The sequence below is a fragment of the Nosocomiicoccus sp. HMSC09A07 genome (assembly GCF_001808485.1).
Lineage (GTDB): Bacteria > Bacillota > Bacilli > Staphylococcales > Salinicoccaceae > Nosocomiicoccus > Nosocomiicoccus ampullae_A.
Genome location: NZ_KV793627.1, coordinates 96,589 through 123,587 on the forward strand (window position 1 = coordinate 96,589; position 26,999 = coordinate 123,587).

The following is a 26,999-nucleotide window of genomic DNA, read 5'->3' on the forward strand; positions in this document are numbered from 1 at the left end:
TGGTAAAGAAGTATTTATGACAAATAATTTAAATCTTTGGTACGGAGACACGCATGCATTAAAAGATGTAAACTTAGCATTTAACGAAAAAGAAATTAGTGCGATTATCGGACCATCTGGTTGTGGTAAATCGACTTTCATTAAGACATTAAACCGAATGGTCGAGCTCGTTCCTAACGTTAGAATTGAAGGAGATATTTTATATAGAGAACAAGATATTTTAAATAAAAAAATGTCTCTTGAATCGTTAAGAACAAAAGTTGGAATGGTGTTCCAAAAGCCGAACCCATTCCCAAAATCTATCTATGAGAATATCGTGTACGGTCCAAGAGTACATGGTATTAAAGATAAAAAGACACTCGATGAAATCGTTGAGAGAAGTTTAAAACAAGCAGCACTTTGGGACGAAGTAAAAGATCGTCTTAAAGATAATGCATATGGTCTATCAGGCGGACAGCAACAACGTTTATGTATTGCTAGAACACTCGCGATTGAACCAGATGTTATATTAATGGACGAACCGACAAGTGCACTAGATCCAATCTCTACAATTAAAATCGAAGATTTAATGCAAGAGTTAAAGGAAAAATATTCGATTATTATCGTGACACACAACATGCAACAAGCAGCTCGTGTTTCAGATAAAACGGCATTTTTCTATAACGGATCGGTAATCGAATATGATGATACTAAAGTCATCTTTGAAAACCCTCGTGATCAACGTACAGAAGATTATGTAACAGGTAGGTTTGGATAATGAAGCCGAGACAAAATTTTATTAATAATTTAGATGAAGTCACATCATATGTTTTTAGATTATCAAACGAAGTAGAAAAAAGAATTGATAAACTCATTCACTGTATAGAACATAGAAACGTAGATGCGCTAAAAGATATTTCTAAAGAAGATATTGTTGTCAATGACTTAGAGCTTCTAATTAATGAAAAGATTATATCTTTAATTACATTAGAAGCACCAGTTGCGTCTGATTTAAGAATGTTAATCTCTTATATTAAAATCGCAGAGGATTTAGAGCGAGTGGCAGATAACGTTGTAAATATTGCAAACGTAAGTGCTGAATATAATATCGGTTCAGAAGAAATTATCAACAAATTTAAGTCGATGTTACAGCTGTCAAAACTCATGCTTTCAGATGCGACCGTTGCCATGGAAACAAAAGATTTAGCTTTAATTAAAGAACTATTATCTAGAGACGAAGATATCGATATGCTTTATATCGATACGACGTCAGAAGCAATCGAAAAAATTGAAGATAAAGTCATTATGAGTCAAGTTGTGTTAATCGCTAAATATATTGAACGTATCGGTGATCACTTAGAAAATATAAGTGAACATCTATACTATTACTTGACTGGTAGACAGTATCAATAAAACCACTTTATAAAAGTGGTTTTTTTATTTAAACTATTATAATAATATCTGTTAAAATGGAGAGAGAAAGGATGTCTCCATGAGTAAAAAAGAACTACGTCACGAGATGATTGTAAAGTTAAAGTCACTTAATCCAACGGATAAAAGACAAAAAGAACAGAATATATATCAATCTTTAAAGAAATTTATACACGAACACAGTATAAACTCTGTCGGGATTGTTTTATCGATGCCACATGAAATTGATACGCTTCCGATTATTGAATACTTAAACGATAATAATATTGCTGTATATGGTCCAAAATCGAACTATAAAACAAAAGAAATGGACTTTTATAGAGTGAATAGTGCTGATGAAATTTTCAAAGATGAAAAAGGGATTTTTATACCAACATCAAACGAATTAAATAACGACGTCGATTTACTAGTCGTCCCAGGAGTTATATTTAATGATAAAGGTTATCGTACGGGCTATGGTGGTGGCTTTTACGATAGATTTTTAAAGGGTTATCAAGGAAAAACTGTGTCAATTTTATTCGATGAACAGTTCGGTGAGGTGATCGTTGAATCACACGACATGCCTGTCGATTATTTAATCACGCCGACAAAAAATATTAACGCAAGAGAGAATAGACTATGATTAACAAATGGCAAGCAGCGTATGAAATTGTACGTTATACAAAATATGTATTTTCACGTTATGACGAAGTTGCAGACACGATTTGGTTAAAAAACAGAAAAAATCGTTCACTAATGATTTTAGTTGATGGTCAATTTGAGGATGAAGAAATTGAAACTACAACTAAAATATTATATGACAATAAAGCGAATATCGATGCAGCTGTCGATTTTAATGTAAGTAAAATATATGTCCACTATATCGATTGTGAACCATTTAAACGTCAATTTAAGTCTAAAGCTCTAAAAGTTATTCACACAGGTACGGATAGTATTGCAAATGTCATATTAAATCCATTCTATAAAATAGATACGAAATATAAAAAATCTAAACCGCTAGATTGGTATAAGAAGCGTGTTTTATCAAGTAACCCGCTTGAAACGTATCTAATTAAATTTACACCGATGACGTTGATACTTATAATGATCAACACACTCATCTTTTTAACGAATTTATTTTATATTCATATACGTGATTCAGTCCACATCACGAACAACTTAGGTTTAACACATCACGGAGTCAATCAAGATACGGAGTTTTATCGACTCATTTCGAGTGCGTTTTTACATGCAGATGTCGAACACTTTTTATTTAATATATTTGCGATATACGTCCTAGGTAAATTTGTTGAATCGATATACGGCTCTACGAAAATGCTTATAACTTATGTTTTAACAGCAATCGTAGCAAATATTGTTTCTCTTGTGTTTATTACAAATGCACTTTCTCTAGGTGCAAGCGGGGCAACTTACGGTATGATGGGGCTACTCGTTATACATCTACTTGTTTATAAAAAAGTTCAAAAGAAACTCATATTTCAAGTACTCGTTGCCTTTGTTGTCATTGGTATTTTAACGAGCTTCTTTAGTAACATTAATCACTATGCGCATGCAGGTGGGTTTATATATGGGCTTATATTAGGTGTTATTTATAACTTTAAAAAAGTAGATTTCAAAATTGCTATCGGAGCATTTATCTTAATGATTGTTTTACCGGTGTCTATGTGGATGATCCAACGAGATCATGTATCATATCAACCGTATGATGAGGAAGCACTCCGTTATTTTTATGAAAAGGATTACACTCATGCTCTCGAAAAAGTGAACGAAACATTTAAATATGGAAACGAGACGAGTATGAGTTATTATATACTCGGTAAACTTTATGAAGTTGCAGGGGATGATGCAGCCGCTGAGGAAAACTTTAATGTCGCTTTTGAGCTCGATCCAAAGAATGAGTATGTATTAAAACGTAAATTGTTAGAATTACGTAAAAACCAAGACTTTGAAGCGATGGCAAAACTTAGTGAGGATGTTAATGTAAATAAAGTAAAAGATGAAGAACTTTCAGTCATACTTGAAGAATTAAGTTTTAGAGGATATTAAAAAGCTCGCGAATATTCGCGAGCTTTTGTTTTAAAGGTCTGGATAACCAAATGTAAAGATTGTTGCGAGTGAGAAGAATCCGAATGTTGCGATTCCTGCGATACTAAAAATAATACCTAGAATGTTTTTAGATCTTACCGCGTTTATTAATGCGTATACACTTAAAACTGCAATAAGTAACATTAATAGTGACATCGTGTTTACACCAATGTGAATCGATGTACCACCAATTTTAAACAGTTCACCTGTATTAATAAAAGGCATTTTTAATCCCCCAATACTTTTAACATTACGTTAACTCTATTGTATAATTGATACATGTAAATGTCTAGACTATTTTGAGGTGACACTATGGAAATCATTACATTACCACTTGGAGCGTTAAATACAAATTGCTATATTGTTTATAATGAGAAGAAAGATTGTTTGATTTTTGACCCAGCAGATAATAGTGATGAAATTATTCGTACAGTTGAGGAACACGACCTAACCGTCAAAGGAATTTTACTTACTCATTCACATTATGATCATATCGGTGCGTTAGAGGAAGTATCAAAACACTTTAATTTGCCTGTATATATGAGTGAACAAGAGTCAGACTGGTTACTTGATCCGACTAAAAACGGTTCGATTCGTTTTATCGAAGTGATTACTGCTGACGTTGAGAGAGTTTATGTTGGTGAAGGGGAGCTTTCAATTGGAGAATTTGACTTAAAAATACTTCATACGCCAGGTCATTCTCCAGGGAGTTTAAGTTATATATTTGAAAACGATATGTTTATTATTTCTGGAGATGTGCTCTTTAACAAAGGTGTTGGCCGTACAGATTTATATGGTGGTAACACAGAAGCGGTTATGCATTCAATTAAAGAGAAGTTATTTAATTTAAATTTAGAGTATGACGTCTATCCTGGTCACGGTATGCCAACGACATTGCTCGAAGAAAAATACGAAAATCCTAACATAATATGGTAAATAAAAAAAGAGAGTTCAGACAAACGTCTGAACTCTCTTTTATTTTTTTACTGGTTACCAAATGCTGGTTCCATAAGGAAAGTTGAATAGTAAGTAAATCCAACAAAGAATAGCATGAGGTAAGCTGCGAATACATACATATACATTCTTTCAGTCAGCTTCATATATCCAAGTAATATAAAGAAACCAGTTTGACCGATGAAGAAAAACGCCATTTCTGTCATATCACCGACATAGAATAAAATCGCAAAGATTGCTGTCCAAAAACCGAGCGTTTTAAATACTTTATCCATCGTAATCCTCCCACCAAACCATAATCTATTAACTTAATTATAATCAACTCTAATCGATAAGTAAATACCAAATCAGGAATTGTAAATTCTTAAAACTTTTAAAAATAAAAAAAGATAAAACCGACTTTTTGAGCATATGTGTATAGGAGGGATGAAATGGAGAATCTTTTACACCATTTATTAAAACAAAGTATATCTGATTCTTATACAGATATACATATTACATTAGAACACTCACACGGTTTAATTAAAATAAGACAATTTGGCAAAATGAAAAATTTCGCTTGTTGTAATACGCATACGTACAAACAGTTCGTTAATTATTTAAAATTTATTGCTGAACTCGATACGAATGAACATAGAGTCCCCCAAAGTGGCCGAATTGAAAAAGATGTAGATGACGTAACTGTGAATATTAGAATTTCAACGTTGCCTACCTCTTTAATGAATGAGATCGTCGTGATTCGAATTTTAAATAGTGCAAAAGACATCCCTTCTGAAAAGTTATTTAGGAGGCCTGATGAATATAGTCATTTAAAGGAATTGTGTCTGAAAAAAGATGGATTAGTACTATTTACTGGACCAACTGGATCTGGTAAATCGACTGTGATGTTTCGATTGTTAAATGATATTAGAAACGTTGGTGACAAACAAATTATTACGATTGAGGATCCAATCGAATTTGATTTACCAAACATTATACAAGTTGAAATTAATGAAAAAGCAAAACTAGACTACGCACCGATTCTAAGGGGAGTAATGCGCTGCGACCCTGATGTTATTATGTTCGGTGAAATTAGAGATTCAACAATTGCGACAGAACTAGTTAAAGCGAGTCTTTCGGGTCATTTAGTTTATTCAACGTTTCATAGTAATAGTGCATATAGTGCGATACTTCGACTTAAAGAATACGGGATTTACAATGAAGAGCTTGCTGAATCGATACAAGCAATTATAAATCAGAGAATTATTCATAATAAAAAACAATCTTTTATTCTATATGAATATATTACAAAAAACGATATTAAAAAGATATTGAGTGGTGAATCGATACGTTATGACACGATACAAGATAAACTTAAACAACTATATGAAAACAACTTGATAGAGGCGAATACGTATGAAGCATATAAAGCGTTTGAAAAATAAATTAAAACAGTACGACGCAGAATTTCTTAAAAAGCTCGCGCATCTATTAAGTAATGGTTTTACTCAAAAACAAGCATTAATTTTTTTAGTAGAACAATATGAAGTTCTAAATATCAAAGATAAAACAAAGCTGTTAGAGTTCATACGAGATGGTAAAAATTTAGAAGAAATACTCACATATATTGGTTATAGCCCTGCAATACTTGCTCAAATTAGATTTTCTGCTGTACACGGTGATTTAATTAATATTTTAGAATCGTGTTACTCATATATCACCAAGCGTAGACAAACGATTAAAAGTTTAATGAAGTCACTTCAATATCCGATTATTTTAATCTCTATATTTATAGTGATTTTAATCGTATTAAATTACACGGTTATTCCACAGTTCAATACACTATACGAAGCGATGGGTACACATAAAAGTAATTTGATGACAATACTTACATTCATGCTGAACGTATTACCGAAAATCGTACTCGTTATCATATCAATTGCTATGATTTTTCTAATGTATATATCAATCATATTGAGGTCTAATAATATAGAGTTAAAACAATCTCACTTATTAAAACTACCAATTATTAGCACTTACTATAAATATAATGTGACGTACAAGTTCTCAAGAGAATTAGGGCTCATGCTAAGTAACGGCATTGAATCAAAAGAAATTGTAAATATATTAAAAAATCAAAACTTGGATAATGAATTAAAGTATTTAGGACAAACTATAGAGAAGTTATTATTGTCAGGTTTTTCGATGAGTGAAGCGGTTAAACAAATTCCACTCATCGATCAACGTATAATCCCATTCATTCAGCACGGAGAATATAATTCAAACGTCGGTAAAGAATTAAGTCTATATAGTGAATATGTCTTAGAAGGAATTATTTTTAAACTTGAAAAATTAACAAAGCGTATTCAACCGATCATATTCGTCATACTCGGTTTACTCGTTATTTGTCTATATCTCGTTATTGTATTACCTGTATTTCAAATGATGTCTGACTTAAATTAGGAGGAAAACAATGAAATTTAATATTAAAAAACTAATTCAAAAAAGTAAACAATCAGAAGGATTTACGTTAATAGAAATGTTACTCGTACTACTCGTCATCTCCGTGCTTATCATCTTAATTATCCCAAATATTGCAGCACAATCTAAAAACGTTCAAAACACTGGCTGTGACGCGCAAGTTAAGATGGTTCAAAGCCAGATTGAGGCATATACGTTAAATGAAGGTGAAACACCAACTAACATTAACCAATTAGTGCCAAATTACTTAACAGATAAGCAAACGTCATGTGCCAATGGAACAGGGATCACAATTGTTAATGGACAAGCTACAAAAGAATGATGGATTTACGATGATTGAAATGATACTTACATTATTTGTTGTAAGTATCATTTTATTATCTACAATTACCTACATCCCAAGATATAACGAAAACAATTATGAAGATGAACTAAAAAATATAGAATACATATTTCAAAACGCGCAAATTAGAGCTCGTACGTATGATACATATCAACACGTTATTATCTATCATTCGACGAATGAAATTGTTCTTAAAGACTATAAACAATATTATGAAAAAAGGTATCAGCTTACATCTTGTTTTATCGTTGAAGGTGGATTAGAAGACGTCATTTACTATCCAACAGGAAATACATCAAAATTTGGCACGATGATATTAAATTGCGATGGCGATGTTATTAAGATAATATTTCAAATTCAAAAGGGGAGGCATCGTATTGAAAGATGATGGTTTTTTATTAATCGATAGTGTCATCTCGTTGAAAATTATGCTTATAATTACGACGATTTTAGTGCCAACAATCATTCATTTAAACCATGTAGACAAACAAGCAGATAATAAACTTGAAATGTTAAGGAGTCTTTATATAGAGATACAAAATAGTGAGGGTCAAGATGATTTCTTAAAAAGTGAACGTTATTTTATAAGAGGTGATGAAATTTGTGAAGCGTCTGCAAATAGATGCATTAAAATTAAATGAAGGTTTTACATATATTGAAATGTTACTGAGTCTATTTGTTCTATCTATGATCTTATTTATAACTATTCCAACGATACGACTATTTGGTTCGATTGAATTAAATGAACAGAGTTTTGATATCGATGTTTTTATAGAAGACATTTTTGAAGTAGAAACAAATAAGAAAGATATTGTAATTACAAAAAACAGCCTTACTTTTGATAATGAACACGGAACGATTACGTATCGACTATCTAATAATCGTATTGTCAAATCGATAGACAAAAAAGGCTTTATTCCTTTGATGACGAACGTCCTTGAATTCAACGTTACAGAAGATAAACATCATGTGTATATTATGATTGAAGAAGGCGATGAAACATATGAAATGTATATTAAAAAATGATGGATTTATAAGTGTCACATCGTTAATCATATTAGGTTTTATAACAAATGTTTTCTACACATATTATATGCGCTTATATATGATCATTGAGATTAAAATGAATCTTATTTATTATTATGAAAGTAAGGTTAAATTGTTTTTAGGAGCATAGCTATGATATTAATAGGATTTATGGGTGTTGGTAAAACAACTGCTGGTCAAAAGTTAAGTGAGATAACACAAAAGGAATTTATAGACTTAGACGTATATATAGAAAACAAGCATCAAAAAATATCTGACATATTTAAAAATTACGGTGAAAGTGTATTTCGGAAATACGAATATGACGCACTAAAAGAATGTTTAGATGTAGACATACTATCTACTGGCGGTGGGATTGTAGAATATGAACCGTCTCTCAATCTTTTAAAAGAATCTACTCAACTAGTGATCTATATCGATGCACCGTTCGAGGAAATATATAAACGTATTAAAAATGATAGCAGTAGACCCAATGCATTAAGATCATATGAAGAATTACAAGATTTATATGAAAAACGTAGACCTCTATATAAGAGCATTGCTGATATTACGATAAGGAACGAAACGACGGTAGATGAATTAATTCACAAACTTTTAATCGTTGAATAATTGAGTTAACAGTATTTAAGTTGCAATTTGTGAATATAGTATATATAATGAATTCGGATACAAAATCATTGAAAATTGATGTTTTCGGTTGAACGATGTCGGAGAGAACGTATAATTACGTCGCCGAAGGAGCAAGCCTTTTTAGGTGAATCTCTCAGGCAAAAGGACGATATCGTGACGAATCCTGAAGATATTTCAACAGGGCACTTTTTAATTAAAGTGTCCTTTTTTTATAAAAAAGGGGGATATTATGAGTGAATTAAAGAAAACACCACTTAATGATTATTATCGTGAAGTTGGTGCAAAACTTGTAGATTTTGGCGGCTGGGAAATGCCTGTTCAATTTACGAGTATTATTGATGAACATAACGCTGTACGCGAAGACGTTGGTATTTTTGATGTCTCTCATATGGGAGAATTCAAAGTTACAGGTAGTGAAGCAGTTGACTTTTTAAACTACGCATTAACAAATGACGTATCTAAATTAAAAGTTAATCGTGCGCAGTATACGACAATTTGTAACGAAGACGGTGGAGTAATTGATGATTTATTAATTTATCGTCTAGATGACAATACGTTCTTCTTAGTTCCGAATGCTGGAAACAAAGACACAGATTATGAATGGTTAACTAAGATTGATGGCTATGACGTAGAAATATCAGATGAGTCAGATGATTACGCTGTAATCGCAATTCAAGGGCCAAATTCAAGAGCGATGGTACAAAAACACGTTGACGAAGATCTTTCAGAGATGAAAATGTTCGACGCAAAACAAAATGTATCACTTGCTGGACATGACGTACTATTATCTCAAAGTGGTTATACAGGAGAAGATGGTTTTGAAATTTATATGAAGCCAGATTCATTAGAAGAATTATGGAAACTATTCAAAGATGATGGTGCAACTGAATGTGGTCTTGGTGCGAGAGATACGTTAAGACTTGAAGCTGGTTTACCACTTCACGGTCAAGATTTATCTCCAGAAATTACTCCAATAGAAGCAAGAATCGGATTTGCTGTAAATGCAAACAAAGATAAATTTATTGGTAGTGATATCTTAAAAGATCAAAAAGCAAATGGTGCTCCACGTCGTTTATCCGCATTTGAAATGACTGGTAAAGGTATTCCAAGAACTGACTATGAAGTATTTGATACTGAAGGTAACAAAGTGGGATACGTTACAAGTGGTACAAAATCACCATCCTCTGGTAAAGCAATTGGATTTGCTTTAGTAGACACTGACTTCTATGAAGACGGTAAGGAATTTATCGTTAAAGTTCGTAAACGTGAAATTCCAGCTCAGTTTGTTAAAAATTTTAAATAAAACATTAAACTTTTAAGGAGTGTAAATATGAGTCATCGTTATTTACCAGTAACAGAAAAAGACAAGCAAGAGATGCTAGATGTCATTGGCATTAAAGATGTTAATGAACTATTTTCAGATATCCCTGAAGAAGTAAGATTTAAAGGCGATTTAAATATTGAACCAGCTAAAGATGAACATTCACTAGTGAGAGAAATGACGCAAATTGCTAACAAAAACATTACGTCAGTTACTCACACATCATTTTTAGGTGCAGGTGTATATGATCATTATATTCCTTCGGTTGTAGATTCTATTATCTCTAGATCCGAATTCTATACTGCATACACACCATATCAACCTGAAGTTTCTCAAGGTGAATTACAAGCAATCTTTGAATTCCAAACGATTATCTCAGAATTAACAGGTTTACCAATTGCAAACTCATCAATGTATGATGGAGCAACTGCATTTGCTGAAGGTGCAACGATGGCTGCTGGTGCAACGAGAAAGAAAAAAGTTGTTGTATCTGGTGCAGTTCATCCTCAAACGTTAGAAGTCGTCAAGACTTATGCAAACGCTCAAAATGTAGAAGTAGTTGTCGCTGATTTAGACGGAACTAAGACTGACTTAAAACATCTTGAAGAATTAGCAGATGAAGACACAGCAGCAGTAATGGTACAATATCCAAACTTCTTTGGTTCAATTGAAGATTTAGAAGCAATCGAAAAGATTGCACATAAGCATAAAGGGTTATTCATTGTAAACTCTAACCCACTTGCACTTTCATTACTTACACCTCCAGGTGAATTCGGTGCAGATATCGTTACTGGGGACACACAAGTATTCGGTATCCCGTCACAATTCGGTGGACCACACTGTGGATACTTTGCAGCGACTAAAAAATTAATGAGAAGAATGCCAGGACGCCTTGTCGGACAAACTAAAGATGACGAAGGTAACCGTGGTTTCGTATTAACTTTACAAGCACGTGAACAACATATTCGTCGTGAAAAAGCGACTTCAAACATCTGTTCAAACCAAGCGTTAAACGCTCTAGCATCATCAATTGCAATGAGTGCTTTAGGTAAGTATGGTGCGGTAGAGATGGCAGAAAACAACATCCAAAACGCACATTACGCAAAAGAAGCGTTTAAATCAGCTGGATTTGAAGTATTTGGTGATATGAACTTTAACGAGTTTGTCGTTAAGTTAAACAAAGATGTCACTGAAATTAATGATGAGTTATATGAAGACGGATTTATCGGTGGTTATGATTTAGGATTAGACTTTGAAGCGTTCAAAAATCATATGCTAATCGCTGTTACAGAACTACGTACAAAAGATGAAATTGACGCGTTTGTTGAAAGGTTAGGTGCTTATAATGGCTAAAAAAGGTTCAAGCCCATTAATTTTTGAAAGAAGTATTGAAGATCGTTATGCATATTCGTTACCTAAACTTGAAATCGAGAAAAAAGAACTTTCTAGTTTATTAGATGATAAATTTATCCGTAAAGAAAAAGCTGAGTTACCAGAAATTAGTGAACTTGATTTAATTCGTCACTACACTGAACTCTCAAACAAAAACTGGGGAATCGACTCAGGATTCTATCCATTAGGATCTTGTACGATGAAATACAACCCTAAAATTAACGAACAAGTTGCTCGTCTTGCTGGATTTGCTTATTCACATCCATTACAAAACGAAAAAGCAATCCAAGGATCATTAGAAGTAACTTATCGTTTACAAGAATCATTAAAAGAAATTACTGGGATGGATGAAATCTCATTACAATCAGCAGCAGGAGCTCAAGGTGAGTGGACAGCTTTAATTATGATTAAAGCATTCCACGAAGCAAACGGCGACTTCCAAAGAACAGAAGTAATTGTTCCAGACTCAGCACACGGAACAAACCCAGCTTCAGCAACAGTTGCTGGATTCGATTCAGTTACAGTTAAATCAAACGAAGACGGAACTGTAGATATCGAAGACTTAAAACGTGTTGTAAGTGATAAAACTGCAGCAATCATGTTAACTAACCCGAATACTCTTGGTCTATTCGAAAAAGATATTTTAGAAATTAGAGATATCGTACACGGTGCGGGTGGTAAGTTATACTATGACGGCGCGAACTTAAACGCGATTATGGCTAAAGTTCGTCCTGGAGACATGGGCTTTGACGCAGTACACTTAAACTTACACAAAACATTCACTGGTCCACACGGTGGTGGTGGTCCTGGTTCAGGTCCTATCGGAGTTAAAGCGGACTTAGCGAAATTCTTACCAAAACCTCACGTTAAAAAAGAGGGAGATACGTATAAACTCGATAACGATATTCCACAAAGTGTTGGGCGCGTAAAACCTTACTTTGGTAACTTTGCGATTTACTTACGTGCATACACGTACATCAGAACGATGGGGCCAGAGGGGCTTAAAAAGGTTTCTGAAGATGCAGTGCTAAATGCGAACTACATGATGAGACGTCTTGAAGGTACTTATCATTTACCATACACACAACACTGTAAACACGAATTTGTTTTAAGCGGTGTGAATCAGAAGAAAGAAGGAGCACGTACTCTAGATATAGCAAAACGTTTATTAGATTACGGTTATCACCCACCAACAATCTACTTCCCACTTAACGTTGAAGAAGGTTTAATGATCGAGCCTACTGAAACAGAGTCGAAAGAAACGTTAGATGGATTTATCGATGCATTACTAAATATCGATAAAGAAATCAAAGAAGATTTAGACTTAGTATTAGAAGCTCCACATACAACAGTAATCGGAAGACTTGATGAAACACTTGCAGCACGTCATCCAGTATTACGTTATGAAAAAGAAGATATTATCGAAGATAAAAAATAATTGAAAAAAGCGATTCGAATTTTTCGAATCGCTTTTTCTTTATTTAGAATTAATTTTACCAGTCCATTTAGCGATACCACTTTTTAATACGTAAATATCTTTATGACCCTGTTTCTTTAAAATTCTTGCAGCTCTTAGCGCTGTACGACCATTTTGGTCGTATAAGTGTACAGGTTGGTCTGTACGTAGTGATTTCGCTCTCGTATTAAATGTGCTTAGAGGGATGTTACGTGCACCTAATATATGTCCGTGCTTATAAGAATCTTTTTCTCGTAAGTCGACGAGTTGCACTTTACGTAAGTTTTGACTAAATTCTTCTTCACCTACAATATTAACGCCTCTAACACTTAATACAGCATTAATTATAAATAAAACTATTAAAATAGCTAAAACAATTAATAAAATTATTGTCGTAGTACTCACACAATCGCTCCTTTTTAGATACAATATATATTATAGTGTGTTTGTCACAATTTTAAAAGTGTAATCTGGGGGAGAGAAATTTGACAGCAAAATGGAGTTATATTAAAAGTGGTAAACAAGATGCGTTTTATAACATGGCGCTAGACGAATTACTCATGAAGAAAGTTGAGAAGGGTGAGATTAATCCAGTATTACGTTTGTATGAGTGGGAAATCCCAACTCTGTCAATCGGTTATTTTCAAAAGATACATAGAGAAATCGATGTTGAAAAAGTAAAAGAGTATGGCTACCAGCTCGTAAGGCGTAAAACGGGTGGTCGCGGTGTATTACACGATAAAGAACTAACGTACAGTCTCGTGTTACCTGAAAATTACGAAGGAATGCCACATACTGTAACAGAAAGTTATAAAGTATTATCGATGGGATTACTAGAAGGGTTTAAAAATTTAGGTTTAGACGCTTATTTTAGTATTCCGGAAAAAACTAAAACAGAAATACGTTCGAGCGTATGTTTTGATACACCGAGCTGGTATGAACTTGTCGTTGAAGGAAGAAAAATCGCAGGAAGTGCACAGACAAGAAATGATGGTGTTATTATGCAACACGGTTCAATACTTCTAGATGTTGATATTGATCATCTATTTGATATGTTTAAATTTACAAATGAACGTTTTAAACAAAAAATGAAAAGTGATTTTAAATCAAAGGCTGTTCCGATTAATGATCTAACAGACAAAAATATAACAGTCGATGAATTATACATAGCATTTAAAGACGGATTTGAAAAAGGACTATCAATGACAACGACGGAATATACGTTAACAGAAGACGATTTAAACCAACTTGACGAACTTATAGAGAAATACAAATCTGAAGAATGGAATTATAAACGATAATAAAAAACGTAAGTTTAGAATTAATCTCTAAACTTACGTTTTCTTTTCGTTTTACGGACCGCACGTCTATATTTTCTTTCGTCTTCAGATAAAATGAAGAAGTAATATATACCATAAAAAATTAAACCAATAATGACTAAAGAAACAGCCATATTAAATATTAAATTAAAAACAATATCTAAATTAGTGAGAAGACCAATAATTGCTATGATAATTACGATATAAAATAATATTTTTTTCAATTGAATCAACCTTTATAAATATTTATTGAGATCTTTGATTTTATTCAGCTGTTTTTCGATATTCTTTTTATCATCTTTACCAATCGCTTCGTTTAAAGTGTTAATCTCTTTAAGTAAGTTACTATTAAACACTTCTATTTTATTATGTTGCCGATTTAACATATCTTGAAGTTTTAATTCATCTACGTCGCTGTTATATGTGTTTATAATCTCTTTTAAATTAGATTCGATATTAGAAACGGTACGTCCGTCAATATCCTCTTCTTCCTTAAAGTTTTCCGCTTCTATTGAAAGAACATCTAACTCTTTTTTAACACCATTTGCATATACACGGACGACATTTTGATATTTAGAGATGTTAGTATCTTTCTTATCACGACTAATACGTGAAATTTCTTCTTCTATATTTTTAAAATCATCTTTCAGTTTTTGATTTTCAACTTCAACAGAGTGTAGCTCCTTTTCAAGCTGTTTAACTCTATTAGATTTTTCTTCATATTTATCATTTAAATTTTCTGGTGAGCAAGCTACTAAGCAAAGTGAGATTGCTCCAATATATAATGATTTTTTCATTAGAATCCCTCTCAATACTTTATTATTCTACCATTTCTTTAAAATTATTAAAAAGAAAATGAAAAGTCTTTTAAAATACGGTAAACTACGGTTAAGGAGTGATTATGAATGAGCATTATCGAAAAAACAAAAGAGTTACTAAAGAAATATGAAATAGATGCGCTAATCGTATCTAGTACTTACAACAGAAGATACGTCTCAGGGTTCACAGGATCAAGTGGCGTAGTAATAGTAACTGATGAAGGACAGTACTTAGTATCTGATTTTAGATATAATGTACAAGGACGTGAAGAAGCACCTGATTTTGAATTCGTGTTACAAAAGGGAAGTTTAACGTCGTTTGTCATCGAATTTTTAAAAGAAAAAGGCGTTAAAAAACTCGCGTTTGAAGCAGCCTATACGAATTATAATGAGTACAATACATTAAATGAGCATTTTGAACTCGTACCGATTAACAACGAGTTTGAAACTTTCCGTATGGTTAAATCAAATGAAGAAATTGAAAAAATTAAAGTCGCTTGTAAAATCGTCGACGAAGCATATGAACGTATTTTAAAATTTGTAAAAGTCGGTATGACAGAGTTAGAAGTTAAAGCTGAGCTAGAATATATTATGGCTCAACTCGGTTCAGAGGGTCCGAGCTTCGATACGATAGTAGCGAGTGGTCATAGAGGGGCATTACCTCACGCAACACCTTCAGAAAAAGTTATTGAAGATGGAGATCTTGTGACGTTAGACTTCGGTGCAACTTATAAAGGGTATGTTTCAGATATTACACGTACGTTTGGTGTCGGTAATGTTTCAGACGAACTCAAAAAAGTGTATAATATTGTATTAGAAAGTCAGTTAAAATCTTTAGAAACAATTAAAGCTGGATTTACTGGTAGCGAGGCAGATAAGGTAGCTAGAGATATTATTGATCAAAATGGATATGGTGAAAACTTTGGTCACTCACTCGGTCACGGAATTGGTCTAGAAGTACATGAAGGTCCAGGACTCGCAAAAACTGTCGATACAGTGTTAGAAGAAAATATGATTATTACTATCGAGCCAGGTATTTATGTTGAAGGACTTGGTGGCGTTAGAATTGAAGATGACGCGCTCGTAACTAAAGATGGACTTCAAAAACTGACACATAGTAGTAAAGAGTTATTCATAATCAAGTAGGAGGATAATTTAATGATTTCAGTAAACGATTTTAAAACAGGACTTACAATTGAATTTGATAACGGTATTTGGAGAGTTATTGATTTCCAACACGTTAAGCCAGGAAAAGGTGCGGCGTTTGTACGTTCTAAATTAAGAAACTTACGTACAGGTGCAATTCAAGAAAAGACGTTTAGAGCAGGTGAAAAAGTCGGGACAGCACATATCGATAACAATAAGATGCAATTCTTATATAACGATGGTGACGGATATGTGTTCATGGACAATAACACGTTTGAACAAGTAACGATTCCAAAAGAACAGTTAGAACATGAAATTAATTTCTTAAAAGAAAATATGAACGTGTCTATTATGACGTATGAAGGTGAAACTTTAGGTGTTGAACTACCAAAAACTGTAGAGCTTGAAGTAGTAGAAACAGAACCAAGCATTAAAGGGGATACTGTTTCTGGTGCGACAAAAGAAGCGAAACTCGAAACAGGTTTATCTATTCAAGTACCACTATTTGTCAATAATGGTGACGTACTTGTAGTAAATACTGAAGAAAGTTCATACGTTTCAAGAGCATAATCTTTTTAAAAGCAGATATTTTATCTGCTTTTTTTAATTACCATTTGAATTGGTCATACCACTAAAGTAAAATACTATTATAAACAGTTTAGGAGATTTGATTATGAAATTAGAATATATAGACCAACTCATTGAAAAAATGGAAACAGCTAATTTAGTTGAACTCACATATAAAGACAAAGAAGTGGATATTAAACTTAAGCGTGAATCAAAAGTGCGAGAGTATCAAGCGCAACCTGTACAACCAGTACAATCTGTCGAAGCACCTATTCCACCAGCGCCAGTAGCAAGTGTTCCAGAAACTAGCGTTCCTGCTGCTGATACTTCAAACATTCATACGATTAAAGCGCCGATGGTTGGAACATTTTATAAGAGTCCATCACCTGAAGCAGATCCTTATGTTCAAGTCGGCGATAAGATTGAAAACGATACGATCGTATGTATTTTAGAAGCGATGAAACTATTCAACGAAATTGAAGCAGAAGTTTCCGGTGAAATTGTAGAGATTTTAGTTGAAGATGGAGAAATGGTTGAATATAACCAACCATTATTCAAAGTTAAATGATAAAAAAAGTATTAATCGCAAACCGAGGAGAAATTGCAGTACGTATTATTCGTGCGTGTCATGAACTCGGTATTGAAACAGTGAGCGTATACTCAGAAGCGGATAAAGATAGCTTACACCGGAAACTCGCAACTGAGTCGTATTGTATCGGCCCTAAATTATCTAAAGACAGTTACTTAGATATGATTAGTATCATAACAATCGCTCAAAATACAAACTGTGATGCAATCCATCCAGGGTATGGCTTTTTAGCTGAAAACGTCGATTTCGCAGAGATGTGTGATGCGAGTAATTTAATCTTTATCGGTCCACATTATAAAACAATCGCTTTAATGGGTGTTAAGGACGTTGCAAAGGATACGATGCAAAAAGCAAATGTCCCGACAGTTCCAGGATCTGATGGTGTTGTAAAATCACTAGACGATGCAAAGAAAATTTCAGAAGAAATCGGATATCCTGTCATTATTAAAGCAAGCTACGGTGGGGGCGGTAAAGGTATTCGAGTTGCACGTAACGAGAAAGAGTTAATTCAAAACTACAAGTTAACTGAACAAGAAGCCGAAAGTGCGTTTGGGAACAAAGATTTATATATCGAAAAATATATTAGCAATTTTAGACATATTGAAATCCAAGTACTTGGTGATTATCACGGAAATGTCGTTCATCTTGGAGAAAGAGATTGTACTGTTCAACGCCGTATGCAAAAGTTAGTTGAAGAAGCTAAAAGTCCAATTATTTCTGAAGAAGTTCGAGAAGAAATGGGGCAAGCAGCAGTTCGTGCAGCGAAATTTATCGACTATGTCAACGCAGGGACGATTGAATTTATATATGATCTCGATGAAGAAACGTATTACTTTATGGAAATGAATACGAGAATTCAAGTCGAACATCCTGTTACAGAAATGATTACAGGGATCGATTTAGTTAAAATGCAAATAAAAATTGCAATGAGAGAAGAAATACCATTTACTCAAGAAGACATTGAGTTTAATGGACATGCGTTTGAATTCAGAATTAACGCAGAAAATCCTTATAAGAACTTTATGCCTTCTGCTGGTAAAATTACGAAGTTTAAAGAACCAGGTGGATTCGGTGTACGTTTAGAAACAGCTTGTTATCAAGGATATACAATTCCACCATATTACGATTCGATGATTGCAAAACTTATCGTATATGGAAAAGACAGAGACGACGCATTACAGATTGCACGTCGCGCGTTAGATGAATTCATCGTTGAAGGTATTAATACGACGATACCATTCCATCAAAAAATTATTAATAATGAAGCGTTTATTAATAACGATTATAATACGAATATGCTAGAAAACCATGATATAATGAGTGAATGAGGTGATTATAGTGGAAGTATTAGGACACGATGAATCCATTGGTAAAATTAAGATTTCAACAGAAGTACTTGAAGTTATTTCAAGTATCGCTGTTTTAGAAACAAAGGGTGTTTCATCTTTACAAAATAACTTAGCGAGTGGAACAATTGAAAAAATTGGTAAGAAATATCGCGGCAAAGGTATCCGTGTAGATGAGTCAAACGGATATTTAAAAATTTCTGCGTACGTCAATCTATCTGACGGTAAAAATGTGCATAAGATTGCAGAAAATATCCAAGAGAATATTAAACAATCTATCTCAACGATGCTCGATATTAATGTAATTGATGAAATTAATGTTCACATCGTAAATATTGCGAAGTATTAGGTGTTTTTATGAATAGACATGAACAAAGAATTAAAGCATTTCAAATACTGTTTCAAATCGATAATGACGCAGTGTCATTAAAAGATGTGAAATTTAAAGAAATGTATAGTAAATATGATTATATTAAGCAATTAGTCGACTATTATATTGAACATCAAAATGATATTGATGATAAAATTGGTAGTTTACTAAAAAACTATACGTTAGATCGTATTAGTAAAGTCGACAGAAATGTCTTACGTGTATCTGTAACAGAGATTATTTCTACAGATATACCGAAAAAAGTGATTATTAACGAAGCTGTAAAAATCACAAAAGTCTATAGTGACGTAAACAGTTTTAAATTCGTAAACGGTGTGTTAAAAAACTTTAAAAACGAGTGATATTATGACGAACGAGCAAGTGCTAACTGTGAGTGCTTTATCATCATATATTGAAGAAAAATTTGTTAGAGACCCGTACTTAGAACGGGTCTTTATTAAAGGTGAGATATCTAATAGTAAATTACATAGTTCAGGTATTTTATATTTCACTTTGAAAGATGAATCGACAACACTACGCGGTATTATGTTTAGTAATAGTGTGAAGCGACTAAAAAAAGTTCCGAGTGATGGGGACGGAGTCATCGTAGAAGGTAGGATATCTGTCTACAAACCCGGAGGATATTATCAAGTTATCGCAAACGATATTGTACTCGATGGTCAAGGACAGTTATATGAAAAGTTAGAACAAAATAAAAAGATGCTTCAAGCGCAGGGGTATTTTGATCCAGCACATAAAAAACAACTTCCTTATTTTCCAAAAACAATTATTTTAGTCACAAGTGCGACAAGTGCTGCATATGAAGACATGATACATGCTGCTGAAAAGCGTTTCCCACTTACAAAAATAAAAGTCATTAATACGTTAATGCAAGGTGAAAAGAGTATCGATTCTGTCATTAACAACTTAGATTATGTAGATCAGTTACATGCTGATGTTGTTATTTTAGCGCGTGGTGGTGGTTCAATTGAAGACTTATGGACATTTAATGAGTTAGAAGTTGCCAAAAAAGTATTTAATATGAAAACACCAATTATCACTGCAATTGGACACGAAACAGATACGACACTCGTGGACTTTGTATCTGATAAAAGAGCGACAACACCAACGCAAGCAATGGAGCATGCTTTGCCTGATCAACGATATTTAAAAGAGAGAGTTATCGAATCACAATTAGTATTGAAAAAGAAAATACAAGATACACTTCTCAACAAACAATCAAAACTTGAAAGCCATAAAAGCTATTATAAATTTAGAATGCCAACACGGTTGTATGACCAACATTTACAACAACTCGTCTATAAAAAAGATCAATTAGAGTCGTTGTATAATAAAAAGTATAATGAAAGACACCATCAATTTAGTCATTTGAATTATAAAATCAATACGCTCAGTCCACGACATATTATTGAAAACGGACAAACACAAAATAAGCAATATCGACAGTCATTAACTAAATTAATGCAATATAAGATAGAACATTCTAAATTGCAAGTAAAAAACAAACTTGAAATTTTAGATAGTTTAAATCCACTAGAAATTCTAAAACGTGGATACTCATTTGTTAGTTTAGATGGACACGTCTTAAAGAGTACAAATGATGTGGATGTCGGAGATGTAATCCAAGTGAAATTAAGTGATGGTCGCTTAGAAACAAAAATTACTGAGGTGTATAAAGATGAGTGAATCAGTAAAGGAAACACAAAGCTTTGAAGAAAAAATGAAAACACTAGAGTCAATCATTGAACAATTAGATCGTGAAGATGTTCAATTAGAAGAGTCTTTAGATTTATATAAAAAAGGTATCGAACTTTCTAAACAGTGTGATGAGATATTAAAAAATGCGCAACTTGAAGTCGAAGCTTTAGAAGGTAATACAGATGATTAATAGCTATCAAAAATATTTAGACGATGTCGATAAACATATTAAACATCATTTAAGTTTAAATGATGTGTCTGATCGTATTAAAGAATCTTCGTTATATTCAATTTCCGCAGGTGGTAAAAAAATACGTCCACTCCTTCTCTTTAAAACGTTGAGAGCACTTAATCACGAATTAAGTAACGGGGTACCTATGGCTGCTGCTATAGAAATGGTCCATACGTATTCATTAATACATGATGATTTACCTGCGATGGATAATGATGATTATAGACGTGGAAAACTGACAAACCACAAAGTGTATGGTGAAGCAACTGCAATTCTAGCTGGTGATAACTTATTAACAGAAAGCATTCATCTATTAACTCTCGCGGATTATAGTAACGATGTTAAAGTTAAACTTATTGAAACTCTTACTTCTGCAGCAGGTCAAAATGGAATGATCAGTGGCCAGATGAACGATATTTTAAGCACAAATGCATCGATTGATTATGAAACGTTAGAACAAATTCATCGTCATAAAACTGGAAAACTAATGGTTGCACCAGTAATATCAGCAGCAATTATTGCAAACCAAAATGAAGATGTTATTGCGACATTACAGCGATTTGCGGAAGAACTAGGATTATTATTCCAAATTAAAGACGATCTTTTAGATGTACAAGGTACTAAAGAAGAAATCGGTAAAGAAGTCGGCACAGACGAAAAAAACAATACGACGACATATGTCTCTTTATTCGGTATTGAAGGTGCGACAGATCTTCTAAAGAAAAAAGAGAAAGAGACGACTGAATTATTATATCGATTAAAAGATGAAATTGATATTATTCATTTAGAAGATATCATTACCATTGTTGTAAATCGTACGAAATGATATTCATACATATGGATATCATTTCTATTTTTATAATCTTTTTTAAATGATATAATTAGAAAAAGATAGGTGGGTGCTATATGAAACTTGAAGAAATAGAAAATCCATCATTTTTAAAAGATAAAAGTGATGAAGAGCTTGAACAATTAGCACAACAAATTCGAGACTTTTTAATAGAATCATGTGCAGTAACAGGTGGGCATATCGGTGCTAACTTAGGTGTCGTCGAGCTCACTTTATCATTACATCGTTTTTATAATTCACCAGAAGACAAACTTTTATTTGACGTTGGTCATCAAGCGTATATCCATAAAATATTAACTGGAAGAACGACAGATTTTAAAACGCTACGTCAATATAAAGGTCTGTCCGGATTTCCTAAAATGTCGGAATCAGAGCATGATGTATGGGAAGCAGGCCATTCATCTACTTCGCTTTCAGCTGCATTAGGTATGGCGAAAGCACGAGATATCAGAAATGAGAAATATGATGTCGTTCCGATTATCGGTGACGGTGCATTAACAGGTGGAATGGCCCTAGAGGCGTTAAACCATATCGGATCTGAAAAAACGAAAATGACGATTATTTTAAATGATAATGAAATGAGTATCGCACCAAACGTCGGTGCAATACACAATATGTTTGGACGTATTCGAACGAATTCAAGCTATAACAAATTTAAATATGATGCTGAAGAATTACTCGAAAGAATTCCGTCATTTGGACCGTCTTTAAGAGATTTAGCTGATAAAGTTAAAGACAGTTTAAAATATTTAGTCGTAGACGGTGTATTTTTCGAAGAACTCGGTATTAAATATATCGGTCCAGTAGATGGACACAATTTTAAAGACATTACTAAAGCTTTAGAATCAACAAAAAATTATGACGGACCAGCAATTATTCATGTCATCACAAAAAAAGGTAAAGGGTATTACCACGCTGAAAATGATGAGGTAGGTACTTGGCATGGACTCGGACCTTATAAAATTGAAACTGGTGAAACAATTGGTGGCAGTGGTACACAGTCGTGGAGTGAATTCGTATCGAATTCAGTTTTTGACCATGCATTAGAAGATGAACGTATCGTCGCGTTAACACCAGCAATGCCGGTAGGTTCGAAATTAACTAAGTTCCAAAACGAGCTACCAGAAAGATTTTTTGATGTTGGAATCGCGGAACAACATGCCGTCACGATGTCTGCTGGACTCGCAGCTTCAGGTATGAAACCATATCTTGCTATTTATTCGACATTTTTACAACGTGGATATGACCAAGTGTTACATGACGTAGATCGTCCAAACTTAAATGTATTTTTTGGAATTGATCGTAGTGGATTAGTCGGTGCTGATGGTGAAACACATCACGGTATTTTTGATGTGAGTTTCTTACTACCACTTCCTAACATGACAATTATGATGCCTCGAGACGAAGTTGAAGCGAAGTTAATGATTGACTACGCTGTCGAATACGATGGTCCAATTGCATTACGTTATCCTAGAGGAAATGTTAAAGGTATTGAAGTCACTGAACGTCAGCCAATTGAAAAAGGCAAATGGGAAGTCGTCCATAAAGAAGATAAGAAGGACGTTGTAATCATCAGTTACGGTCCAACGTTAGATATTGCTGAAGAGGCAAAAGACATGCTATCTGAAACGAATATTAATGTTGAAATCGTCAATGCGCGATTTATAAAGCCGGTAGATGAAGAAATGTTACATGAATATGGTAAAGAGAATGTACCGATGTTAATTGTCGAAGAAGTCATTGAAGCAGGTGGTCTTGGCCAATTTATTCAAGGGTTTATGTCGCAACATGACTTTACAAATGATGTTAAAACAATCGCTATACCTGACTTATATATTGAACAAGGTGACGTTGAACAGTTACTTATAGAAGCAGGAATTACTTCAGATAATATTGTAAATACAATTCAAAAAATGGTAAAACATAATGGCTAAGATCCGTGCAGATCAATATATATTTGAACATTTTAGTCTTGGCACAATAGAAGACGTCAGACGTCTAATTATGGCAGGAAAAGTGTTAAATAATAATGAACCAGTGTATAAACCATCTGATATTATTGATACGAAGAAGGTTGATATTCGCTTTAAAAAAGTGAAAACTTACGTTTCAAGAGGCGGTATCAAATTAAAAGCTGCGATTAATGAATTTAATTTAAACTTAGAAAATTGTATCGTTCTTGATATTGGAAGTTCAACAGGTGGTTTCACAGATTGTAGTTTACAGCATGGTGCAGAGTCTGTTTACGCAGTTGATGTCGGTACAAACCAACTCGACTATAAACTTAGAACAGATTCACGTGTCACAGTGATGGAGCAAACGAATTTTAAGCATACGGCAATTGATGATTTTAAAAATTTACCAAACGTCATGACGATTGATGTGAGTTTTACTTCTATCGTCCCGATTATTAGACACATCACTGAACTTTTCAATCACGAATACACAGTCATTGCATTAATTAAACCACAATTTGAAAGCTATTTAGAAGAAAAAGAGGATACACTGATTATTCAAAGCGACGTGACGAAGAGAAACGTAATAGAGCGCGTTGTTGAAGTATGTACTTCTCTTGGATTATCAACGTATGATATTATTCGTTCACCAATTACTGGTACAAAAGGTAACGAAGAATTTTTACTTCACATAAAAAATGATGGGGAAAATTCAGTGATCGAACAACAAAAAATCGACCAATTATTTTAAACTATCCGTTTTCGGATAGTTTTTCTTTTCTTTTAGTTTGTTATACTACACGAAAACATGATATTATTGAATAAATATTAATGATATACATTGAGGTGACTATTATGTCTAGTAAAGTAGTAAGGCAAATTAAAATTAGAGAAATTATTACGAGTAACGACATTGAAACGCAAGAAGAACTTGTCCAAAAATTACGCGAAAATAATTTCGATGTAACTCAAGCAACGGTGTCACGTGATATTAAAGAATTACAATTATTTAAAGTTCCAAAAGCTGATGGTACGTATATTTACAGCATGCCTGAAGATAGACGTTATCATACTCTTGAAAAACTCGGTCGCTATTTAATGGATAGCTTTGTAAAGCTAGATTATCAAGACAGTTTAATAGTATTAAAAACGTTACCTGGTAACGCACAGTCAATCGGAGCGATTATTGATCAACTCGAATGGGAAGAAATTATCGGTACAATTTGTGGAGATGATACGTGTCTTATAATCTGTAGAGGAGAAGAAGCAAGAGATAGCGTTAAAGAGAAAATTTTTAATCTGATTTAAGGAGCTGAGCACTATTTTACTCCGTCTAAATATCAATAACTTTGCGGTACTAGAAAATGTAGAGCTTGATTTTTACAACCATTTAACGATTATTTCTGGTGAATCCGGAGCCGGTAAGTCGATGTTAATTGATGCGTTGTCATACTTAGCGGGTAAGCGTGCTTCAATGGATGACATTCGTTATGATACGAGTGGGCTCGTATTAGAAGGTGTGTTTGATTTTCCAAATACCGCTACACTAAACGCCTTACTTGAACAATATAACATCCCAGTTGATGAAGTTTTTATCGTTAAAAGAGAGATAATGCATAACAAAAAAAGTATCGTTAAAATCAATAACCAAATGATTACTCTTGGCCAACTTCAAGAAATTATGCAAGAAGTATTTACTATTCATACGCAACACAAAAACGATGAATTATTAGAAACAAGCCGTCAAATCGATTATCTCGATCGATATATTGAACTCTATGATGAAGAAGATTTTAAACAGTATCAGCAGTTATTTTATCAATATGACTCTATACAAAAACGTATCGCAGAACTCGAATATAAAGATCGCAATCGATTAGAACAACTAGAACTAATAGAACACCAATATAATGAACTTCAATTAATGAATTTCACGACAGAAACTGAAGAAGATGATTTAGAAAAAGAACTCGAATACTTAATGAATTTTGAAAACGTCAATGAGAAGTTCGAACAAATTAAATCGATTTTAGACGGTGAAATTAGTGTTCAGTCTCTTTTATATGACGTCGTGCATCAACTTGAGGGGATTACACCATTTGATGAAAAGTATTCTATATATACTGAAAAACTCGAAGAGAGTTATCATTTATTAACTGAGCTAAATAGTCAAGTTACGAATGATTTGAGTACGCTTGAATACGATGAAGCGCGTTTAAACGAAATCCAAGACCGTTTAAATAGTATTAATCAGTTAAAACGTAAATTTAATGAGACATTTGAAGGTTTATTACGTTTAGAGCGTAAACTAGAGACGGATATTAATGATTTAAAAAACTTTAGTCAATCATATGAAGAATTAATCAATGAAAAAGAAAAAGTGTTTAAACAATTAAATGTATATGCTAAAAAGCTACATGACATTCGTCTTGACCGTAAAGACTTTTTAGAATCTGCGATTGTGAAAGAACTAGAAGACCTCGATATGAAAGATGTTCAGTTTAAAATCGATGTAAAGGAAACTCAATTTAACACACTCGGATTTTCTAACGTTGAATTTTTTATTACGACAAATAAAGGTGAACCGTTGAAACCATTAAACAAAGTGGCTTCAGGCGGAGAAGTTTCACGTATTAATTTAGGGCTCAGATCGATCTTTTCAATGTTTGAAAATCAAGCCCTCGTAATTTTAGATGAAATCGATTCAGGAGTCAGTGGTAAAGTAGCGACTAAAATGGCAGAAAAAATGAAACTACTCGCAAAGACGAGACAAGTATTTGCGATATCTCATTTACCTCAAGCAGCAGCGGTGGCAGACCATCATTTACACGTGTATAAAACAGTTGTTAATGATCGTACTGTTTCGAAAGCTGAATATTTAGATGAAAATGAACATATTGAAGAGATTGCACGTATGTTAAGTGGGTCTACGATTAATGATGCAGCAATTAAAAACGCGAAAGAATTAATAAAGACGAGTAAACAGTAAT

The 26,999-nt window shown here is 33.4% G+C and carries 34 protein-coding genes and 1 riboswitch; of the genes, 29 read left to right on the forward strand and 5 right to left on the reverse strand.

Going from position 1 to position 26,999, the window contains the following annotated elements:
* The first annotated feature begins 16 nt into the window (after window positions 1-16).
* The 4 genes from pstB (at window position 17) to HMPREF3177_RS01225 (ending at window position 3,456) form a co-directional block, all read left to right on the forward strand.
* Entirely contained in the window at window positions 17-757 is a 741-nt protein-coding gene (gene pstB / locus HMPREF3177_RS01210) for a phosphate ABC transporter ATP-binding protein PstB (RefSeq protein ID WP_246827362.1), read from the forward strand.
* Window positions 757-1,392, forward strand: a complete 636-nt coding sequence (phoU, locus tag HMPREF3177_RS01215; RefSeq protein ID WP_068128308.1) for a phosphate signaling complex protein PhoU — start codon at window positions 757-759, stop codon at window positions 1,390-1,392. The genes pstB and phoU overlap by 1 nt, the downstream gene beginning before the upstream one ends.
* A gap of 79 nt (window positions 1,393-1,471) precedes the next feature.
* A complete protein-coding gene (locus tag HMPREF3177_RS01220) occupies window positions 1,472-2,032 on the forward strand; it encodes a 5-formyltetrahydrofolate cyclo-ligase (protein ID WP_068128310.1) in 561 nt (186 codons plus the stop codon).
* Window positions 2,029-3,456 carry a rhomboid family protein gene (locus HMPREF3177_RS01225; RefSeq protein WP_070456454.1) on the forward strand — a complete coding sequence of 476 codons (1,428 nt, stop codon included), beginning with the start codon at window positions 2,029-2,031 and terminating at the stop codon, window positions 3,454-3,456. Before HMPREF3177_RS01220 ends, HMPREF3177_RS01225 begins: the two co-directional genes overlap by 4 nt.
* Window positions 3,457-3,486: 30 nt before the next feature.
* Here HMPREF3177_RS01225 and HMPREF3177_RS01230 read toward each other — a convergent pair whose 3' ends face one another.
* On the reverse strand, window positions 3,487-3,720 hold the full coding sequence (locus HMPREF3177_RS01230) for a DUF2759 domain-containing protein (RefSeq protein WP_040928349.1): 234 nt from the start codon (window positions 3,718-3,720) through the stop codon (window positions 3,487-3,489).
* Between the two features lie 87 nt (window positions 3,721-3,807).
* On the opposite strand from HMPREF3177_RS01230, the gene HMPREF3177_RS01235 reads away from it, so the two are divergent.
* Window positions 3,808-4,431, forward strand: coding sequence for an MBL fold metallo-hydrolase (locus HMPREF3177_RS01235; protein ID WP_070456455.1), 624 nt, complete (start codon window positions 3,808-3,810; stop codon window positions 4,429-4,431).
* A gap of 47 nt (window positions 4,432-4,478) precedes the next feature.
* Here the strand turns inward: HMPREF3177_RS01235 and HMPREF3177_RS01240 are convergent, their stop codons facing one another.
* On the reverse strand, window positions 4,479-4,724 hold the full coding sequence (locus HMPREF3177_RS01240; protein ID WP_040928347.1) for a DUF2626 family protein: 246 nt from the start codon (window positions 4,722-4,724) through the stop codon (window positions 4,479-4,481).
* Window positions 4,725-4,880: 156 nt separating this feature from the next.
* Here HMPREF3177_RS01240 and HMPREF3177_RS01245 point away from each other — a divergent pair, with 156 nt between their 5' ends.
* From HMPREF3177_RS01245 to gcvPB, 10 genes are all read left to right on the forward strand, one after another.
* A complete protein-coding gene (locus HMPREF3177_RS01245; protein ID WP_068128316.1) occupies window positions 4,881-5,873 on the forward strand; it encodes an ATPase, T2SS/T4P/T4SS family in 993 nt (330 codons plus the stop codon).
* Complete coding sequence (comGB, locus tag HMPREF3177_RS01250; RefSeq protein ID WP_083286814.1) at window positions 5,845-6,891, forward strand: competence type IV pilus assembly protein ComGB; 1,047 nt, start codon at window positions 5,845-5,847, stop codon at window positions 6,889-6,891. The genes HMPREF3177_RS01245 and comGB overlap by 29 nt, the downstream gene beginning before the upstream one ends.
* A 10-nt stretch (window positions 6,892-6,901) precedes the next feature.
* Window positions 6,902-7,231 carry a competence type IV pilus major pilin ComGC gene (gene comGC, locus HMPREF3177_RS01255; protein ID WP_068128320.1) on the forward strand — a complete coding sequence of 110 codons (330 nt, stop codon included), beginning with the start codon at window positions 6,902-6,904 and terminating at the stop codon, window positions 7,229-7,231.
* Window positions 7,209-7,640, forward strand: a complete 432-nt coding sequence (locus tag HMPREF3177_RS01260) for a type II secretion system protein (protein WP_168161295.1) — start codon at window positions 7,209-7,211, stop codon at window positions 7,638-7,640. Before comGC ends, HMPREF3177_RS01260 begins: the two co-directional genes overlap by 23 nt.
* Window positions 7,630-7,893 carry a hypothetical protein gene (locus HMPREF3177_RS01265; RefSeq protein WP_068128322.1) on the forward strand — a complete coding sequence of 88 codons (264 nt, stop codon included), beginning with the start codon at window positions 7,630-7,632 and terminating at the stop codon, window positions 7,891-7,893. Before HMPREF3177_RS01260 ends, HMPREF3177_RS01265 begins: the two co-directional genes overlap by 11 nt.
* Window positions 7,856-8,278: a competence type IV pilus minor pilin ComGF gene (locus HMPREF3177_RS01270; RefSeq protein ID WP_068128324.1), complete on the forward strand. Its 423-nt coding sequence runs from the start codon at window positions 7,856-7,858 to the stop codon at window positions 8,276-8,278. Before HMPREF3177_RS01265 ends, HMPREF3177_RS01270 begins: the two co-directional genes overlap by 38 nt.
* Before the next feature lie 153 nt (window positions 8,279-8,431).
* Complete coding sequence (locus tag HMPREF3177_RS01275; protein WP_070456460.1) at window positions 8,432-8,908, forward strand: shikimate kinase; 477 nt, start codon at window positions 8,432-8,434, stop codon at window positions 8,906-8,908.
* A gap of 88 nt (window positions 8,909-8,996) precedes the next feature.
* A riboswitch (glycine riboswitch) is annotated at window positions 8,997-9,088 on the forward strand.
* A gap of 67 nt (window positions 9,089-9,155) precedes the next feature.
* Window positions 9,156-10,232 (forward strand): glycine cleavage system aminomethyltransferase GcvT, encoded by a 1,077-nt coding sequence (gcvT, locus tag HMPREF3177_RS01280; RefSeq protein WP_068128494.1) that lies wholly within the window; start codon window positions 9,156-9,158, stop codon window positions 10,230-10,232.
* A 27-nt stretch (window positions 10,233-10,259) separates the two neighbouring features.
* Entirely contained in the window at window positions 10,260-11,603 is a 1,344-nt protein-coding gene (gcvPA, locus tag HMPREF3177_RS01285; protein ID WP_068128328.1) for an aminomethyl-transferring glycine dehydrogenase subunit GcvPA, read from the forward strand.
* Window positions 11,596-13,080, forward strand: coding sequence for an aminomethyl-transferring glycine dehydrogenase subunit GcvPB (gene gcvPB / locus HMPREF3177_RS01290; RefSeq protein ID WP_068128329.1), 1,485 nt, complete (start codon window positions 11,596-11,598; stop codon window positions 13,078-13,080). Before gcvPA ends, gcvPB begins: the two co-directional genes overlap by 8 nt.
* A gap of 39 nt (window positions 13,081-13,119) precedes the next feature.
* Here the strand turns inward: gcvPB and HMPREF3177_RS01295 are convergent, their stop codons facing one another.
* Window positions 13,120-13,503, reverse strand: a complete 384-nt coding sequence (locus HMPREF3177_RS01295; RefSeq protein WP_068128333.1) for a rhodanese-like domain-containing protein — start codon at window positions 13,501-13,503, stop codon at window positions 13,120-13,122.
* A gap of 80 nt (window positions 13,504-13,583) precedes the next feature.
* Here HMPREF3177_RS01295 and HMPREF3177_RS01300 point away from each other — a divergent pair, with 80 nt between their 5' ends.
* Entirely contained in the window at window positions 13,584-14,399 is an 816-nt protein-coding gene (locus tag HMPREF3177_RS01300) for a lipoate--protein ligase family protein (protein WP_070456462.1), read from the forward strand.
* A 20-nt stretch (window positions 14,400-14,419) separates the two neighbouring features.
* Here the strand turns inward: HMPREF3177_RS01300 and HMPREF3177_RS01305 are convergent, their stop codons facing one another.
* Together HMPREF3177_RS01305 and HMPREF3177_RS01310 are read right to left on the reverse strand one after the other, a co-directional pair.
* A complete protein-coding gene (locus HMPREF3177_RS01305) occupies window positions 14,420-14,641 on the reverse strand; it encodes an SA1362 family protein (protein WP_070456463.1) in 222 nt (73 codons plus the stop codon).
* 12 nt (window positions 14,642-14,653) lie between these two features.
* The gene (locus tag HMPREF3177_RS01310; protein ID WP_070456464.1) at window positions 14,654-15,214 is read right to left on the reverse strand and encodes a coiled-coil domain-containing protein; all 561 of its coding nucleotides are present in this window, start codon (window positions 15,212-15,214) and stop codon (window positions 14,654-14,656) included.
* A 108-nt stretch (window positions 15,215-15,322) separates the two neighbouring features.
* Between HMPREF3177_RS01310 and HMPREF3177_RS01315 the strand changes: the two genes are divergently transcribed.
* The 13 genes from HMPREF3177_RS01315 (at window position 15,323) to recN (ending at window position 26,998) form a co-directional block, all read left to right on the forward strand.
* Complete coding sequence (locus HMPREF3177_RS01315; protein WP_068128341.1) at window positions 15,323-16,381, forward strand: M24 family metallopeptidase; 1,059 nt, start codon at window positions 15,323-15,325, stop codon at window positions 16,379-16,381.
* A gap of 12 nt (window positions 16,382-16,393) precedes the next feature.
* A complete protein-coding gene (gene efp / locus HMPREF3177_RS01320) occupies window positions 16,394-16,951 on the forward strand; it encodes an elongation factor P (RefSeq protein ID WP_040928337.1) in 558 nt (185 codons plus the stop codon).
* Window positions 16,952-17,054: 103 nt separating this feature from the next.
* Window positions 17,055-17,516 (forward strand): acetyl-CoA carboxylase biotin carboxyl carrier protein, encoded by a 462-nt coding sequence (gene accB, locus HMPREF3177_RS01325; protein ID WP_070456467.1) that lies wholly within the window; start codon window positions 17,055-17,057, stop codon window positions 17,514-17,516.
* On the forward strand, window positions 17,516-18,865 hold the full coding sequence (gene accC, locus HMPREF3177_RS01330) for an acetyl-CoA carboxylase biotin carboxylase subunit (RefSeq protein ID WP_068128496.1): 1,350 nt from the start codon (window positions 17,516-17,518) through the stop codon (window positions 18,863-18,865). Before accB ends, accC begins: the two co-directional genes overlap by 1 nt.
* A 10-nt stretch (window positions 18,866-18,875) precedes the next feature.
* Window positions 18,876-19,232 carry an Asp23/Gls24 family envelope stress response protein gene (locus tag HMPREF3177_RS01335; protein WP_083286817.1) on the forward strand — a complete coding sequence of 119 codons (357 nt, stop codon included), beginning with the start codon at window positions 18,876-18,878 and terminating at the stop codon, window positions 19,230-19,232.
* Window positions 19,233-19,240: 8 nt separating this feature from the next.
* Entirely contained in the window at window positions 19,241-19,615 is a 375-nt protein-coding gene (gene nusB / locus HMPREF3177_RS01340; RefSeq protein WP_068128349.1) for a transcription antitermination factor NusB, read from the forward strand.
* A 4-nt stretch (window positions 19,616-19,619) separates the two neighbouring features.
* A complete protein-coding gene (xseA, locus tag HMPREF3177_RS01345; protein ID WP_070456469.1) occupies window positions 19,620-20,960 on the forward strand; it encodes an exodeoxyribonuclease VII large subunit in 1,341 nt (446 codons plus the stop codon).
* The gene (gene xseB / locus HMPREF3177_RS01350) at window positions 20,953-21,162 is read left to right on the forward strand and encodes an exodeoxyribonuclease VII small subunit (RefSeq protein WP_068128354.1); all 210 of its coding nucleotides are present in this window, start codon (window positions 20,953-20,955) and stop codon (window positions 21,160-21,162) included. The genes xseA and xseB overlap by 8 nt, the downstream gene beginning before the upstream one ends.
* Window positions 21,155-22,030, forward strand: coding sequence for a polyprenyl synthetase family protein (locus HMPREF3177_RS01355; protein WP_068128357.1), 876 nt, complete (start codon window positions 21,155-21,157; stop codon window positions 22,028-22,030). The genes xseB and HMPREF3177_RS01355 overlap by 8 nt, the downstream gene beginning before the upstream one ends.
* A gap of 80 nt (window positions 22,031-22,110) precedes the next feature.
* Window positions 22,111-23,988: a 1-deoxy-D-xylulose-5-phosphate synthase gene (gene dxs / locus HMPREF3177_RS01360; protein WP_070456471.1), complete on the forward strand. Its 1,878-nt coding sequence runs from the start codon at window positions 22,111-22,113 to the stop codon at window positions 23,986-23,988.
* Complete coding sequence (locus HMPREF3177_RS01365; protein WP_068128361.1) at window positions 23,981-24,760, forward strand: TlyA family RNA methyltransferase; 780 nt, start codon at window positions 23,981-23,983, stop codon at window positions 24,758-24,760. Before dxs ends, HMPREF3177_RS01365 begins: the two co-directional genes overlap by 8 nt.
* Window positions 24,761-24,864: 104 nt before the next feature.
* On the forward strand, window positions 24,865-25,317 hold the full coding sequence (ahrC, locus tag HMPREF3177_RS01370) for a transcriptional regulator AhrC/ArgR (protein WP_068128364.1): 453 nt from the start codon (window positions 24,865-24,867) through the stop codon (window positions 25,315-25,317).
* A 13-nt stretch (window positions 25,318-25,330) separates the two neighbouring features.
* Window positions 25,331-26,998: a DNA repair protein RecN gene (gene recN, locus HMPREF3177_RS01375; RefSeq protein ID WP_070456473.1), complete on the forward strand. Its 1,668-nt coding sequence runs from the start codon at window positions 25,331-25,333 to the stop codon at window positions 26,996-26,998.
* The last annotated feature ends 1 nt before the right edge of the window (window position 26,999 follow it).

What these genes read in the sequence shown, in the direction of transcription:
- gcvPB (WP_068128329.1), top strand. Translation starts at nt 11,596, where the DNA reads ATGGCTAAAAAAGGTTCAAGCCCATTAATTTTTGAAAGAAGTATTGAA.
- accB (WP_070456467.1), top strand. Translation starts at nt 17,055, where the DNA reads ATGAAATTAGAATATATAGACCAACTCATTGAAAAAATGGAAACAGCT.
- dxs (WP_070456471.1), top strand. Translation starts at nt 22,111, where the DNA reads ATGAAACTTGAAGAAATAGAAAATCCATCATTTTTAAAAGATAAAAGT.
- HMPREF3177_RS01245 (WP_068128316.1), top strand. Translation starts at nt 4,881, where the DNA reads ATGGAGAATCTTTTACACCATTTATTAAAACAAAGTATATCTGATTCT.
- nusB (WP_068128349.1), top strand. Translation starts at nt 19,241, where the DNA reads ATGAATAGACATGAACAAAGAATTAAAGCATTTCAAATACTGTTTCAA.
- xseA (WP_070456469.1), top strand. Translation starts at nt 19,620, where the DNA reads ATGACGAACGAGCAAGTGCTAACTGTGAGTGCTTTATCATCATATATT.
- comGC (WP_068128320.1), top strand. Translation starts at nt 6,902, where the DNA reads ATGAAATTTAATATTAAAAAACTAATTCAAAAAAGTAAACAATCAGAA.
- HMPREF3177_RS01260 (WP_168161295.1), top strand. Translation starts at nt 7,209, where the DNA reads ATGGACAAGCTACAAAAGAATGATGGATTTACGATGATTGAAATGATA.
- HMPREF3177_RS01235 (WP_070456455.1), top strand. Translation starts at nt 3,808, where the DNA reads ATGGAAATCATTACATTACCACTTGGAGCGTTAAATACAAATTGCTAT.
- efp (WP_040928337.1), top strand. Translation starts at nt 16,394, where the DNA reads ATGATTTCAGTAAACGATTTTAAAACAGGACTTACAATTGAATTTGAT.
- HMPREF3177_RS01220 (WP_068128310.1), top strand. Translation starts at nt 1,472, where the DNA reads ATGAGTAAAAAAGAACTACGTCACGAGATGATTGTAAAGTTAAAGTCA.
- HMPREF3177_RS01225 (WP_070456454.1), top strand. Translation starts at nt 2,029, where the DNA reads ATGATTAACAAATGGCAAGCAGCGTATGAAATTGTACGTTATACAAAA.
- HMPREF3177_RS01365 (WP_068128361.1), top strand. Translation starts at nt 23,981, where the DNA reads ATGGCTAAGATCCGTGCAGATCAATATATATTTGAACATTTTAGTCTT.
- HMPREF3177_RS01240 (WP_040928347.1), bottom strand. Translation starts at nt 4,724, where the DNA reads ATGGATAAAGTATTTAAAACGCTCGGTTTTTGGACAGCAATCTTTGCG.
- HMPREF3177_RS01275 (WP_070456460.1), top strand. Translation starts at nt 8,432, where the DNA reads ATGATATTAATAGGATTTATGGGTGTTGGTAAAACAACTGCTGGTCAA.
- pstB (WP_246827362.1), top strand. Translation starts at nt 17, where the DNA reads ATGACAAATAATTTAAATCTTTGGTACGGAGACACGCATGCATTAAAA.
- phoU (WP_068128308.1), top strand. Translation starts at nt 757, where the DNA reads ATGAAGCCGAGACAAAATTTTATTAATAATTTAGATGAAGTCACATCA.
- xseB (WP_068128354.1), top strand. Translation starts at nt 20,953, where the DNA reads ATGAGTGAATCAGTAAAGGAAACACAAAGCTTTGAAGAAAAAATGAAA.
- HMPREF3177_RS01355 (WP_068128357.1), top strand. Translation starts at nt 21,155, where the DNA reads ATGATTAATAGCTATCAAAAATATTTAGACGATGTCGATAAACATATT.
- HMPREF3177_RS01230 (WP_040928349.1), bottom strand. Translation starts at nt 3,720, where the DNA reads ATGCCTTTTATTAATACAGGTGAACTGTTTAAAATTGGTGGTACATCG.
- ahrC (WP_068128364.1), top strand. Translation starts at nt 24,865, where the DNA reads ATGTCTAGTAAAGTAGTAAGGCAAATTAAAATTAGAGAAATTATTACG.
- HMPREF3177_RS01310 (WP_070456464.1), bottom strand. Translation starts at nt 15,214, where the DNA reads ATGAAAAAATCATTATATATTGGAGCAATCTCACTTTGCTTAGTAGCT.
- comGB (WP_083286814.1), top strand. Translation starts at nt 5,845, where the DNA reads ATGAAGCATATAAAGCGTTTGAAAAATAAATTAAAACAGTACGACGCA.
- gcvPA (WP_068128328.1), top strand. Translation starts at nt 10,260, where the DNA reads ATGAGTCATCGTTATTTACCAGTAACAGAAAAAGACAAGCAAGAGATG.
- HMPREF3177_RS01315 (WP_068128341.1), top strand. Translation starts at nt 15,323, where the DNA reads ATGAGCATTATCGAAAAAACAAAAGAGTTACTAAAGAAATATGAAATA.